Source organism: Cardinium endosymbiont of Oedothorax gibbosus, from assembly GCF_936981045.1.
In the GTDB taxonomy this organism is placed as follows: domain Bacteria; phylum Bacteroidota; class Bacteroidia; order Cytophagales; family Amoebophilaceae; genus Cardinium.
Window position 1 is genome coordinate 224,622 of the sequence record NZ_OW441264.1, and the last position, 14,113, is coordinate 238,734.

The 14,113-nt window shown below is 37.8% G+C and carries 11 protein-coding genes; 5 read left to right on the forward strand and 6 right to left on the reverse strand.

Annotated features, from left to right (window positions below):
- Positions 1-521: 521 nt before the first annotated feature.
- The 5 genes from NBW36_RS01115 (at position 522) to pheS (ending at position 5,080) form a co-directional block, all read left to right on the forward strand.
- Positions 522-674 (forward strand): hypothetical protein, encoded by a 153-nt coding sequence (locus NBW36_RS01115; RefSeq protein ID WP_250238547.1) that lies wholly within the window; start codon positions 522-524, stop codon positions 672-674.
- A gap of 35 nt (positions 675-709) precedes the next feature.
- A complete protein-coding gene (locus NBW36_RS01120; protein ID WP_250239047.1) occupies positions 710-928 on the forward strand; it encodes an IS110 family transposase in 219 nt (72 codons plus the stop codon).
- Positions 929-934: 6 nt separating this feature from the next.
- Positions 935-1,498, forward strand: coding sequence for a transposase (locus NBW36_RS01125; RefSeq protein ID WP_250238548.1), 564 nt, complete (start codon positions 935-937; stop codon positions 1,496-1,498).
- 920 nt (positions 1,499-2,418) lie between these two features.
- A complete protein-coding gene (locus NBW36_RS01130; protein ID WP_250238549.1) occupies positions 2,419-4,044 on the forward strand; it encodes a hypothetical protein in 1,626 nt (541 codons plus the stop codon).
- A gap of 10 nt (positions 4,045-4,054) precedes the next feature.
- Positions 4,055-5,080 (forward strand): phenylalanine--tRNA ligase subunit alpha, encoded by a 1,026-nt coding sequence (pheS, locus tag NBW36_RS01135; RefSeq protein ID WP_250239055.1) that lies wholly within the window; start codon positions 4,055-4,057, stop codon positions 5,078-5,080.
- A gap of 725 nt (positions 5,081-5,805) precedes the next feature.
- On the opposite strand, the gene ftsZ is transcribed toward pheS, so the two are convergent.
- The 6 genes from ftsZ to atpD form a co-directional block, all read right to left on the reverse strand.
- On the reverse strand, positions 5,806-7,236 hold the full coding sequence (gene ftsZ / locus NBW36_RS01140) for a cell division protein FtsZ (RefSeq protein ID WP_250238550.1): 1,431 nt from the start codon (positions 7,234-7,236) through the stop codon (positions 5,806-5,808).
- Between the two features lie 68 nt (positions 7,237-7,304).
- On the reverse strand, positions 7,305-8,609 hold the full coding sequence (ftsA, locus tag NBW36_RS01145) for a cell division protein FtsA (RefSeq protein ID WP_250238551.1): 1,305 nt from the start codon (positions 8,607-8,609) through the stop codon (positions 7,305-7,307).
- 394 nt (positions 8,610-9,003) lie between these two features.
- Positions 9,004-10,389 (reverse strand): peptidylprolyl isomerase, encoded by a 1,386-nt coding sequence (locus NBW36_RS01150; protein ID WP_250238552.1) that lies wholly within the window; start codon positions 10,387-10,389, stop codon positions 9,004-9,006.
- Positions 10,349-11,170 (reverse strand): hypothetical protein, encoded by an 822-nt coding sequence (locus NBW36_RS01155; RefSeq protein WP_250238554.1) that lies wholly within the window; start codon positions 11,168-11,170, stop codon positions 10,349-10,351. The genes NBW36_RS01150 and NBW36_RS01155 overlap by 41 nt, the downstream gene beginning before the upstream one ends.
- A gap of 176 nt (positions 11,171-11,346) precedes the next feature.
- The gene (locus NBW36_RS01160; RefSeq protein ID WP_250238556.1) at positions 11,347-11,916 is read right to left on the reverse strand and encodes an OmpH/Skp family outer membrane protein; all 570 of its coding nucleotides are present in this window, start codon (positions 11,914-11,916) and stop codon (positions 11,347-11,349) included.
- A gap of 458 nt (positions 11,917-12,374) precedes the next feature.
- Positions 12,375-13,883, reverse strand: coding sequence for a F0F1 ATP synthase subunit beta (atpD, locus tag NBW36_RS01165; RefSeq protein WP_250238558.1), 1,509 nt, complete (start codon positions 13,881-13,883; stop codon positions 12,375-12,377).
- Positions 13,884-14,113: the final 230 nt, after the last annotated feature.

The following is a 14,113-nucleotide window of genomic DNA, read 5'->3' on the forward strand; positions in this document are numbered from 1 at the left end:
TCGTAAGAGGATGAAGTATTGGTAAAGACAAAGCCGTTATGGTAAATGTGTTTGTTTAAGTGGGAGCCGTATGATGGGAGACTATCAAGTACGGTTCTGAGAGAGGCTAAAGCTGAAATGCCTTGGCCTACTCACCTGTTTTCAAGAAGTTCTTAGTTTTAGTAACTTTAGTTAAAAGGTATTTACTATGTTTAAGATTTCTTCCAAATTATTACCGTATTCTAAAGGCTATTGTTCTTCAGCGGAAGTGATCCTGTTATTTGTCTAGATGAAGTGTTGTCGTATGTTTATAGAAGTTTTCGTGCGTTTGTAGACATAAAGTAGATATAGATTTGTAAATCTAGAATAGAATAAAGAAGGATCTGGGAAAAGGCTGCATTCAAGTTGATATTAGATACCGTTAAGTACGTTCAGCCCCGAGGTCTTTCATCTTAAAAACTGAATAGTTCGATAGGCTTTAAAGCCTGTATATGCGACGTTAGTTTAAAAGATGAATCAATATAATACATATATTATAAATTATGAAATATATAGGCATTGATCTAGGAAAAAGCAACTTTGTAGCAGCTTTTCCCCAAGAAAAAGGATACCGTACCATTACCTATAAGAATGATACCAAGGGCATTGAAACCTTTTTAGCTCAACTTGATAAATCATCGATCACTGTGTTTTAGAAGCTACAGGAAACTATGGAGCCTTATTATTGCAGATGCTTACAGCACATGAAATAGTTGTGTCGATGGTCAATCCCAAGCAAACCAAACATTTTGCGCGCATGATGCTAGTTGTAACCAAAACCGATGAGGTAGATGCCCAACTTATTCCCCTTTATGGAGAAAAGATGCAGCCTACCCCTTATATAATTCCTTCGCCCAATATACAGACCTTAAAGCAACAACAAACGATTCTTAATCAGCTGAAAAAATAACTTACTATGTCCTATAATCTGTTAGAGTCTTTTAGTGTATTGCCTAAAGTAGATGCTTTAGCCATAAAAGCGCTCAAGAAAACTATAGCATTTCTGGAAGAACAGATAGCGTTTCTCGAGCAACAAATGCTTTCTATTACTCAGGCGACCTATAATGAGCTCTATAAGCGCATTAGTTCTATTAAAGGCATTGGTTATAGAATCGCTCTGGAGCTTATCGTTGCCACTGGAGGGGGGCAACATTTTCAAAGGGCCAAACAGTTCTCCAAGTTCATTGGACTGGCTCCTAGTTATGAACATTCAGGCTCTTCCATAAGGAAAAAGGGTCATATCAACCGTCATGGGAACTCCCAGCTGCGTTCTTTGCTCTATATGGCTTCTTGGTCGGCTATACGCTTTAATAAGGCCTGTAAAGCATTTTATGAAAGATTAAAAGCCAGAGGGAAACTTGGAAAGGTGGCGCTTATTGCTGTGGCTAATAAACTGATTAGGCAGATATTTGCTATCCTTGGGGATCATACTTTTTATGTGGATGGTTATCTATCTAAGCTGAAGGTAAATCCTTCTTAACGGGGGAATTGGGATTACATAAACCAAATTTTTTAAGATGATACTTGCTTTTTAACATAGTTCGTATTTAGAGAATGCCTTGATAGCCTTTGATCCATCCGAGGTTTTTAGTGTGTATAAAGATGAAATTAACACACTTAAGTATCAAAACGATGAACTTGCGAAGGCTTTAGGAAAAGCTACCGTTGAGTAAGATTGGGCAGTGGGAAAGCTAAAGAGCTTGAATTTACTAAGTAGTCTTTCCTGAAGTATTATTATAAGTTCTGAATTATATTATTTTTTATATTGATAATCACTATAAATAAAAATTTATTTTACATAACTCATCTTATATATAATTAAATAAAATAACTGAACAACAAGTTATTTTGATTATCAGTATATTATATATGATCTATAGATAAAATACTTATTTAGTAGATATAGATATTAACGAATTAAGTAATACTAAACATTTGTAAATCAGGCGAATAAATCTACAACTCAGGTTACTACAAATATTATATATCTGCTTAAATTTGATCCTTGTTTTGCAAGATTTTTATATAAAACAACTCAAAAAGTGATTATTTCTTAATACAAATTTAACAGATTTTTAATATTTTTTATTTTAATTAACAAGTAGATAAATAATACTTCAGGGACGACTAAGTAAGAAAAGTCTTGTTAGATCCAAGCTTCCCAACCTACCCAAGGAAAGACAATGTGCATTATTTAGGAAACAAAATTATTAATAATTTGTCTGAATAAATCAGTCCACTATAAAAAAGTTTAATTGGGGACCGCATGGTGGCTTCTGATTTTCCATCTTTAGGGGAACACTTTTGGCAACTTTTTGCATCAGGGCTTGATTTTTTGCATACTTTTTGATCAAGCAAAAAGTATGATATAATTCCTTTTTTCTTTAAAAAACTAGCAAAATGAGATACAATTGGTTATTGAGTGCTTCGTTTTTTTGGATAGCTGTGTCTATATGCCACGCAGAAAGTGAGGCAGGGGCAATCAAGGATGCGGAATTTGTAATTGAAAAGCAAAAAAAGAATAAGGTAAACCAGGAAGAAAGGCTATTTTTTAACGCGCCCACTCGAACCACAAAAGGCCTTAACAAGCCTTTGGCAACTGTACAAGCGCTAACGCTAGAAGATATAGCATTTGATCCTGCACCTGTAATATATCTTCCCTTTAGTTTAGAAAAGAAAGGGGCTGGTCTTTCCTTTGACCACTATTGCAGGCTAGGTATTGGTTCCTTAGCGCTTCCTTATCTAGAAGTTGCACTAGACAACTGCTCCTTTGCGCAAGCCATTTGGTCGACCCATTTAGCTTTTGTTCCAGAGTTATGGAACAAAAAGTCAAGGGAAACTTCACTTTCCCTACAAGGCAAATATGGAATAGGGACATGGCTCCTACAACCCAATTTACATTATCAGCATGATTGGTACAAATATAGCGATAGTCATACAACCTTTAGACGCCTTCATCAAGGAAAGCTTGATCTAGTGGTTAAACAAGCTAATGAATCTTCCACTCAAGATGGACAGGTAGGTCTAAGCCTACTTAAGTACCACCATGAATACATAAACGAACAGCTGTTGACATTGAAATATAAATGGGTTAAACAGCTCGATAAGTGGTCTTTAAAAGTAGCTAGCTACAATGATATAGCTGGCTATAAAAACGATACAAACCAACCAACCCGTTTTATTTTTTCGATTGCGCCTAGTCTCTATTTAACCTTACCCAAAGCTATTCAGCTAAAAGTTGGTCTAGGAATGGCCTACCATAATGATCCAATTCCTGACAAAATACCTAATTTTGATCTGTACCCTATCGTCAAAATAGGTTGCATTGTGACCACCTGGCTTACTCCTTATATGGGCATAAAGGGTATCGGCGTAGGCGGTAGTGTTATTCCATTACATTTACATAATCTAGTAGCCAAAAATCCTTTTATAGCTTCTAATTCGAAGCTATTACACCCTCATCAATACTTCAAGCTATATGGTGGTACTAGAGGTATCCTTTCACCGCATCTTTCTTATCACCTGCATATGGTCTATCGAAAGCTTAAGAACCAATCTAGAATCGTTGCTGTTGCGGAGGATCAGATTAGACTGGAGTATAATCCACAGAACTGTAATGTATTAAAAGCCACTGGACTAGTCAACTATAGCATGCCTCATACAAAATTCCATACAACCATAAAGGGAACCTATTACCGATATTCCGGCAATACATCGAATCTGATCTGGTGGTACCATAAACCTCTATATAAATTAAAGCAAATGCTCACCTATAGACCACATTTAAAAGTTTTACTAAAAAGTAATCTGCATCTACATAGCCCAACCATTGTAAAAAATATAGATGGTACTCCTAGGCAACTCGGAAGCATTATAAATCTTTCTTTAGGTATGGATTATTTTATTACCGAAAAATTTGCAGCATTTTTAATGGTTAGTAACCTTCTAAACCGAAAGCATATTACTTATACCGGTTATCCTGATAAAAAAATCAACATTACAGGTGGCCTACAATATAGATGGTAATTTACATATTATGATGGATAGCATTGCCCAATTACTGGAAAAAATTGAAGGTACGATTATTAAGGATAAAGCAACATTAGAAAGCTTTCGGCGCGATTTTATCAGTAAAAAGGGGCACATTGCGCGCCTATTTGAAGCCTTCAAGCAGTTCTCTATTGCAGAAAAAAAAGCAATAGGTCCAGCGCTAAATAGTTTAAAAAATCAAGCACAAAAGAAGTTTAAAAATGCGGCAAGCGTACTAGAATCAGACGCGGTGCCATCTACAGCGCAACCAGTAGTAGATGTAACCCTTCCTGCTTTTGGTCCGATTATAGGTAGCCTACATCCCTTAACCATTGTGCAAAACAGGATTATCTCCATATTTCAGCGTATGGGCTTTAATCTTGTAGAGGGGCCAGAAATTGTAGGAGACTGGCATAACTTTAGTGCATTAAATTTCCCTGAAAACCATCCTGCACGTGATATGCAGGATACATTCTTCCTGCAGCGCAATCCAGATCAGTTGTTGCGCACACACACCACTTCTGTACAGATTTCAACATGTGTGGCTCAAAGCCCTCCTATTCGATCTATTGCTGTGGGACGTGTTTTTAGAAATGAGGCGATCTCTGCACGATCGCATTGTTTTTTTCACCAAGTGGATGGAATGTATATTCACACAGATGTTACCTTTAGTGACCTAAAGGGTACGATCTATCATTTTGTCGAGTCCATGTTTGGTCAAGCCACTAAGCTGCGTTTTAGAGCTTCTTATTTCCCTTTTACAGAGCCAAGTGCAGAGGTAGATATGAATTGTAGGTTGTGTCAAGGAAAGGGATGTACGGTTTGCAAGCACTCAGGCTGGGTGGAGATATTGGGTGCAGGTATGATTGATCCTAATGTCTTAACCAATTGCCATATCGATCCTGAACAATACAGTGGCTTCGCTTTTGGAATGGGCATAGAACGTATAGCGATGTTACGCTATCAAATTGATGACCTACGGTTGTTTTCGGAAAATCATCTTGCTTTTTTACGCCAATTTACAGCTTGTTAGGGGTTTCAAGGAGATGTAAAATTTACTTTTTGCTTGATCAAAAAGTGTGCAAAAAGTCAAGCCCTGTGTAAAAATTTGTTGCAAGCACTCCTTACTATACTGGACTGAAAAAATCGGACAAAAATATTTTAATTTATTTTCCGTATCGTTTAGTTTTAGAGTCATACAATAAATTAATCAGATGGGTAGAAATAAGATTAGGCATTTTAGTTCGGAATAAAAAATTAAGAACGTGAGTTCGGGATTTATTTGACTGATTTACAACAATTTAATATCAATTATTTAGTTAATATTTGCACCTATTTAACAAGTTTTTATATCTAATTTTATAAATATAATATATATAATAAACTGATTATAAGAATTATTTGTTATTCAACTACCTATTTAACTGTCTATAAAACAAATTTTATAAATTTTTATTAATATTGATTATCAAATGAAAAAATAATCTAATCCCGGACTCACGTTAAATACAATTACCAAAGGTTTCATTCTAGTATTAACTATCAAAAACCTATGAACGTCTATCTTAACCATGTAAAATTGGTAGATTAGCAAATGGGAAAAAATAGAAAATAAAATTAAGAAAAAAATGTCCGAATAAATTAGTCCAGTATAGTTGAATTTAAGCGCTTTTTTAAGTTAAAGGATAGCGAATAAATCAGAAAAGTTACAGCTCATACTGCCATACAAATTTCTCTACTATTAACCATCTAATTATACTATACATGATCCTTTTGCAAAGAAAGATCACTTAGTGGATCATCTAACCGATAGCGTACCCACTCTTTCTCTGGATCTATAGTCTCTAGTGGTACTTTTTTTCTTAGGTAAGTAGGTATTTCTAATTGTTCTTTTAAGTAGCGATCGTCCCAGCTTCTGGGTGGACTACCAGGTTTGGCATGCGTAATGACTGCATGGCCATATGGACAACTTTTTTCCAATTCCATTTCTTGAGGCAAACCAAAAGGTAAGGGCAATTGTACAGCAGATTCTTCCGCTTCACTAGACTCCTTTGTTCTTTTTTTGGGTGATTTTAATGCTATCTCAACCTCTGTTTTTTCCGTTGATGCTTGCAAGATCTGCTGATTGGGCGTTGGATGAGGCAACGTTTCACTACCAAAGTTAATGACATGCGGTTTTGGATGATCAAAAGCATCTTGATTCTCTGCTCCTTCTTCTCTATTAAACCCAGTCGCAATAACCGTCACCCTAATGCTTTCTGACATTTCTGGATCAGAACCATGGCCAAAAATCATTTCAGCATCATTTCCGGTTTGTTCCTGTATATAATTAGTAATAATGGTTAATTCATCCATTTGTAACTCAGCTGTTTGACCGGAAACAATAGACAAGAGTATCTTTTTAGCACCACGAATATCTGTATAGTCCAATAAAGGAGAAGCAAGTGCTGTTTCAGCAGCCTGTAATGCCCTGCCTTCACCCTCTGCTTCACCAGAACCCATAACCGCTGCCCCAGCATTTTTCATTACCGTCTTAACATCTTCAAAATCCACATTTACATAACCAGGTACCGTAATAATCTCGGCAATGCTTTTAGCAGCAGTGGTTAATACATTGTCTGCTTCTTGAAAAGCTTCACTGATAGAAAGCCCCCCTAATATGGATTGGATTTTATCATTTAAAATGATAAGCACTGTATCACAATGTTTCCGCAATTCATTAATGCCCTCCTGGGCCTGCAAATACTTTTTTTTACCCTCAAATGAAAAGGGGAGGGTGACAATACCAACGGTCAGAATACCCTGTTTACGCGCAATACTAGCAATTATAGGGGCAGCACCTGTACCGGTTCCACCACCCATACCAGCCGTAACAAAAAGCATCTTTGTATCATCGTCCAATAATTCTCGAATGCTTTCTTTGCTTTCTAATGCAGCATTACGCCCCACTTCTGGATTGGCACCAGCACCTAGCCCACTTGTAAGGGCTGCGCCAATTTGAAGTTTAATGGGTATAGGGCTACTTTGTAACGCTTGAACATCTGTATTGCAAACAATAAAGGAAACATCTTTAATGCCACGTTTATACATGTTATTTACTGCATTGCTGCCACCACCGCCTACCCCTATCACTCTGATAATAGATTTATGGCGAGAGGGTAGCTCAAACTTATAGGTAATATCCTTCATAACTTACACAATGCGGTACTTTGTACGAAAAATACCTATATTTAAGTAGTATGGTAATGTTTTGGCCACTAGTTATCATCATAATCATCTATTAAAAAAGCTTTCGTTTTGGTAATCATACGTGCAAAAGAAAAACTGCTTTTTTTTGCTTTTTTAATATGTTTTTTCGTAAAATTCAAGTCAACAGATTGGGCGGTTCTATAATAGGCTTCTCTATAATCCAACGTTTTAAATCCAGCTAAAGTTAGTCCAACAGCGGTTGCATAGCTATGATCGTGCAGTTGCTTGCTACTGCCCTCTTCTAAATACTCATCTGGAAAGCCCAAACGGGTATCCAATCCAGTGATCTGCTGAAACATGGATGGCATACCTGCTAAATTAGCACTTCCACCTGTTAGGACCATACCAGCGACTAGTTTTTCATAAAAACCAGAACGTAAAATTTCTTCATGGATAAAGGTTACTATTTCTTCTACACGTGCTTGTATAATTTTAGTCAAATTGCTGGTCACTACTTCCTTGGGCGTACGACTACGAAACCCTGGAATGGTTACTACCGCTTGAGTAGCCAAAGCACTAGGTTCAATGCTACCAAATTTTACTTTTAATAACTCTGCTTGCCGTTCCATAACCATACAACTTTGTTGTATATCTGAAGTAATCATATGCCCTCCAAGTGGAATGGTAGCGGTATAGCGAATAAGGGCATCATAAAACACCACCAAGTTAATAATGCTACCACCAAAATCGACCAAACAAACACCTGCTTTTTTTTCTTCATCGCTCAATATGGCCAAACTGGCCGCTAAGGCAGAAGCCATAACCATTTCTGCTTCTACACCAGCTTTTTTAACACACTTATGTATATTTTGAATGGCATGCGTTTTAGCAGTAACGATATGAAAATTTGCCTCCAATTTCACGCCTGACATGCCTACTGGATCTTGGGTTACAATTTCATAATCTATGGTATACTCCTGCGGCATGGCATGAACAATTTCTGTACCCAGAGGGGGTACAATGCGATACATATCACTAGTAAGTTTTTTGATATCTTCCACCGTAATCTCTTCCTCTAGCCTATCCCTAGTAATGCTACCATGGTGGCAAGCACCTGCTACATGCCTTCCAGCAATATTTACATTTACAATATTGATGTTTATGCCAGAATCTTCTTCAGCAGCTTGTAGTGCTTGCTTGATGGCAATAGCCGTTTTATCAATGTTAACAATCATACCGCGTACAACGCCATCTGCAACAGCACTGCCCATACCTAACACCTCAAGTTTATTGACATCATACTGACTTTGTGCCCCTATAACTACACGAATTTTACTGGTGCCTATGTCAAGACCAGCGATAATTTCTGACATGCCTAAAAGGGATACATGGTGATAACACTACGCTATACAGAACAGGTGCATCAATCCAACTTTATACTCAACTCATCCTACACTAATGCCCGGTAAAAAATGGCTGATGCTAGGTATACCAATTTATTAAAATTTATCCAAAATAAACTGAGATGATTGGATTTACTCTGGATTGTAAAAACCTTGCAGCCGCTAAAAGTTTAGCAAAGGTTCTCTACCTATCAGATAATGGCGTCAACGTAAGGATGCGCTCCCTCATCAGATGCAAGTTATAAAAACTTTATATACTATTTTTAGCTTAATCAAAGGCACATATATGCTACTGCTTACTTGACCAAAAAGTATGCAAGAAGTCAAGCTCTAATGGAAAAAAAGGCACACTTTTAAGCAACGATCAAAGCAACTGCTCCACTGCACGATATTCTGGGGAAAAACTAATCACAAATTCTGACTTAGCCTTTTGAATCCATGCATCAACGGCCTTTTTCTTTTTCTGCTGTAGTAAATCATAGTGGATCCTTTCATAATCCTGCGCGAGATTCATTGGATGAGCCGCTACCTTTTGCTTGAGATAGAGCAAGCGCCAAGCTGATCTATATGGTCTACCCATATACTGGGGCGCACTAACTGTGCCTGCCTCAAGCCCATCAATTGCAAAATAGACCTCTGGGTCCAAGTCTTCAACAGAGACTAGGCGGCCAGGTAACAAGTCTCCCCCTTGATGATTGGTCGTAATCAATCCTCCCTGAGCAACTGTTTCCTTGTCTTCTGAATATTGCTGTACAGCTGCTTTAAAGGTCAATGTGCCAGCAACTATTTTATTTTTAATTGCCTTCAATTCACGCTCCGTTAACCTAATCTCTTCTTCTGTTGGCTCAACAACCTTTAGGATATGGCGCGTATTATACTGGTCCTTATTACGCCCTATTCGCTCTATAAGGTGAAACCCAAATTCAGAGGCTATAGGATCACTTATCTCACCAGGCTTAAGCGAAAGAGTAGCCGATTCATAAGCGTGCGCCAATGCGCCCAAAGGTACCCAACCGATTTCCCCGCCTTTAGAGGCAGAATGGAGATCATCGGAATGTTGCTTAGCTAAGTCAGAAAAGGTAACCACACCATCTAGCAGCAATTGCTTTAGCTGCAAAAGTTTACTTTTAACTGCTTCTTGTCTTGCTGCACTTGCCTTAGGATAAATAATCAGTTGATGTACCTCAACAGAGGCAGGATAGTAGGGACGACTATGTGGCAGTAATGCATTAAAATAAGCTTTTACCTCTGCTGGCCGCACCACTATATGTTGTGTAAGGTGCTGGTAGACGCATGAAGCCAAATATTCTGCCTTGAGCCTCTTCTTTATACCTTTCTTAATATGATAAATAGATTGATGGGCAGCCTGAACAAGCTTTTCTTCAGAACCGTACTGCCGTATCAAACTGGCTATTCTAAAATCACACGCTCTTTGAATACGCGCTTTGGGAATTTTAACATCATCTAATAGAGCAGCCTTTGCCAAGAAAATTTTATTTAAAACCAACTCTCGCAATAGGTCCATCTCGACAGACTTATCTGCTTCCTTACCTTCCAAAGTCACTTGCTTGCACGCTTCTTCTAAATCAGAATGCAAAATCAGCTCTTGATTTACCGTAACAATGACTTTATCTAATAACAGTGTATCACTGGCTCTAGTTACAGGCAACCAAGCGTAAGTAAGTAAAACAAGAAAAGGAATAACGCTTCTAATCCATCTGGATAATACAAGTACGATTTTTTTTAGCATCTTCTAAGAGTTTACATTTTATTTTGTTAATCAGATCTAATTTCCTTTTATGGAGTATAATGGCTCTAATCCGATCTTCCACTGCTTTTAATGGAGCAATGTCTTGTGCTAATTTATACTGATTTATCTTTAAAAAATAGATATGTTTTTGACCTGCTACATGGATAAATTTATTGGTTTTTAACAATCTAGTTGCATCCCCAGGGGGATGGTAACCGATTTTAGCCAAAACAGCTTCCCAAGGAAACCATTGATTCGTTTCTAATATAGTAGTACGGGCATAAGGCTTACAGCATGCTTGTAATTTTTTTCGATCCGAAGCTTTGTTTGATAACATGAGCGACTTTACCGCATTAATACAAACCGCTTTTTTAGGAATCGCCAAAAAAATACCTCTTACAATATCATGATGGAGTATAAAGTCCCTCTGCTTATACTTTTGGTAATAATCTGCTATTTCTTTTGATGATACATTGGCGTCAAACTCAGATTCAATAAGGGTTTCTAAAAAATGGTATGCCAACAGGTCATGCTTATAGTCGTTGAACCTATCTTCCATAGAAAGCGGAATAGCTTGATGGTTGGCCTGGGCAATCAGGAGTTGTTTACACGCCCATTCCTCTACATATTTTTTAATAAAAAAATCCGCATCTGCAGCATCAATGTGAGAAAGATCTATTGACGAAATGTCTGACGGATATAAATATTGCTTACCTACACAAGCAATAAAAGACTCCTTTTGCGCATCTTGTGTACTTGTTTTAGCACTACAACTGCGCACCAGGCAGTAAACAAGGAGCAACAGCAAGAAGCTACAAACAAAAAGCCTACTCAAACGAGATATCCTCAAAATGAATCTATAAAAAATGATACTACAGTGAGATACTGGTCACTAAAAGTCACAGCAACCAGTATTTACCCATTCCTTATACTATAAAGCAATAAGAAAGAAGTGATTTATTTATTCTTAACAGACTTCTTAGTTGGAGCTGCTTTAGCAGGAAACGGAGCTTTCGAACCTACTAGAGGCGGTTGCACCTCTTTAGGCGCCATTGCTTTAAGTTTTTCCAATACAAGCTCAGAAAGATCCAATGACTTCTGAGCAAAAAGTACTACAGGACCAGCATCTGTGTTTTTGTTCAAAACAAAAGTATAAGCGTGTTTCTCTGCAACCTCTTTAATGACCTCTTGCATTTTGTCATGGAGGGGCTGCATAACTGCTTTATACTTTTCCGCCATTTGAGCAGGCTTTCGATCCTCAAGCCCCTGAATAACACGCCCCAAGTCTTGTATTTCTATTATTTTCTGCTTCTTTTGAGCTTCTGTAAGAGTATCTACCTGCTGCTGAAAGGCTTCAGTTTTTACTTGATATTCATCAAACTTTGTTTTAATCTGATTATTCAGCTGCTTTTCAAAGCTCTGTATTTCAGTACTATTTTTTTTAGCTTCTGGTAGATTGTCTAAAATATAACCAACATCCACATACCCAATCTTTAAACTAGATGGTGTTACTTGAGGCTTCTCCATAGCCTTAGGCGAATGATTCGCTTTTACACCAGTATACATGCAGATAACAAGTGCCAATGTAGATAAAAATCTATAATTCATTACAGTACAGTTTTAACTTTTAATTTATATCAATACAAAAGGAATATCGAATAGGGAACACGCCATACTTACTATCGCCTACCCACCCCTACCAACAAACAGCCTAATGATTACATAGTTACATATAAATAGGATAAAGATCAAGTGGACAAGCGAACAAAAAAAGCAGTGCTCTAATCAAGCTATGATCCAAATGCACTATACTACCCCGCTAATGGCTTACTACTTGAATGATGCTCCCCACTTCAATCAGGTGCTTATTTACTTGGTAAATTTAAATAAAAAAAGAGATTTTTTAAAAGCTAGCTATGAGATACGCAACCCTTTTAAATCTATTCATCCAGATTCCTTAACGCTTCCCACCAAACCAAATGGCACTAATGCTTCTCTTTATACTGATTTCCTAGGAGTTTCTCTCCCTTTTGAATCGCTTGCTCGATATTCCCGACCAAATTAAAAGCCATTTCAGGTAGATGATCTACCGCCCCATCGATGATCATATTAAATCCTTTAATGGTCTCTTCTATAGGTACACGTTCTCCTTTGATCCCTGTAAATCTTTCTGCGACATTAAATGGCTGGGATAAAAATCGCTCTACTTTTCTAGCACGGTAAACCGTGCGTATATCTTCCTCTGAAAGTTCATCCATACCCAAAATGGCTATAATATCCTGTAGTTCTTTATAACGCTGAAGGGTTTTTTTTACTTTTTGAGCAGTATCATAATGTAGACTTCCTAGTACTTCAGGATGTAATACTGTTGAAGAAGAAGCTAAAGGATCCACTGCTGGATAAATGCCAAGTGCGGCTATCCTTCTGGAAAGGACAGTCGTAGTATCTAGGTGGGTAAAGGTAGTAGCAGGAGCAGGATCGGTTAAATCATCTGCTGGAACATAAACCGCTTGAACAGATGTAATAGAGCCATGTTTAACAGAAGTAATGCGTTCTTGCATGGCACCCATCTCTGTGGCTAAGGTTGGCTGATACCCTACCGCAGAAGGTATGCGCCCCAATAAAGTAGAAATTTCTGCGCCAGCTTGTGTAAAACGAAAAATATTGTCAATAAAAAAGAGGATATCTTTTCCTGCTTCACCATAATCACGAAAATATTCTGCAATAGAAAGTCCAGTCAGTGCCACACGCGCCCTTGCGCCAGGAGATTCATTCATTTGACCAAATACAAGTGTAGCCTGAGACGTTTTCAATGCTTCATAATCTACTTTGCTAAGGTCCCAATTGCCTTGTTCCACAGCTTGCGTAAATGCTTCCCCATAATTGATTACACCTGCTTCAATCATTTCTCGCAAGAGGTCATTGCCTTCACGTGTGCGTTCCCCTACACCAGCAAATACCGAAAGACCATTATAGGATTTAGCAATGTTATCAATGAGTTCCATAATCAAAACCGTTTTACCTACCCCTGCACCACCAAACAATCCCACCTTACCACCCTTCACATAAGGAGCCAGTAGATCAACAACCTTGATACCGGTATAGAGGATTTCTGTTGTGGAAGAGAGTTGATCAAAAGGTGGTACAGCTCTATGAATGGGTAGCTTCTGATCCGTTTCTGGTTGAGCCATGCCATCTATAGCTACTCCTGTCACATTAAAAAGACGACCACGTACCACATCGCCTACCGGCACTTGAATAGGAGCGCCTGTATCTATTACCTCTAACCCTCTCGTTAACCCCTCTGTGCTTTCCATAGCAATGGCTCGTACACAATGCTCACCCAGATGTTGTTGGCATTCTAAGGTAACCAATTTGCCAGCAGGGGTTTTGATGTACAATGCATTCAATATGCTAGGTAAGTGAGCTGCCTCACTAAAACGGACATCAATTACAGGACCTATAATTTGAATAATTTTTCCAGTATGGGACATTATCTTGTTATGAAATCAAAAAATTAAAGACATTATAAATAGATCTTTTACCTATTGGTTCTACTACATCTTCAAAAAACGACCCTACAGAAAAAGAAATAGGAAGATGCAAATCTACGCAGAAGTTTGGTAAACATACCAATACTGCTAAGCAACTAGATCATCGTATGCCATACTACTAAAGACTACAAAACAACCCACCCCAACAGCTGTTTGTCAATTCTTTCAAC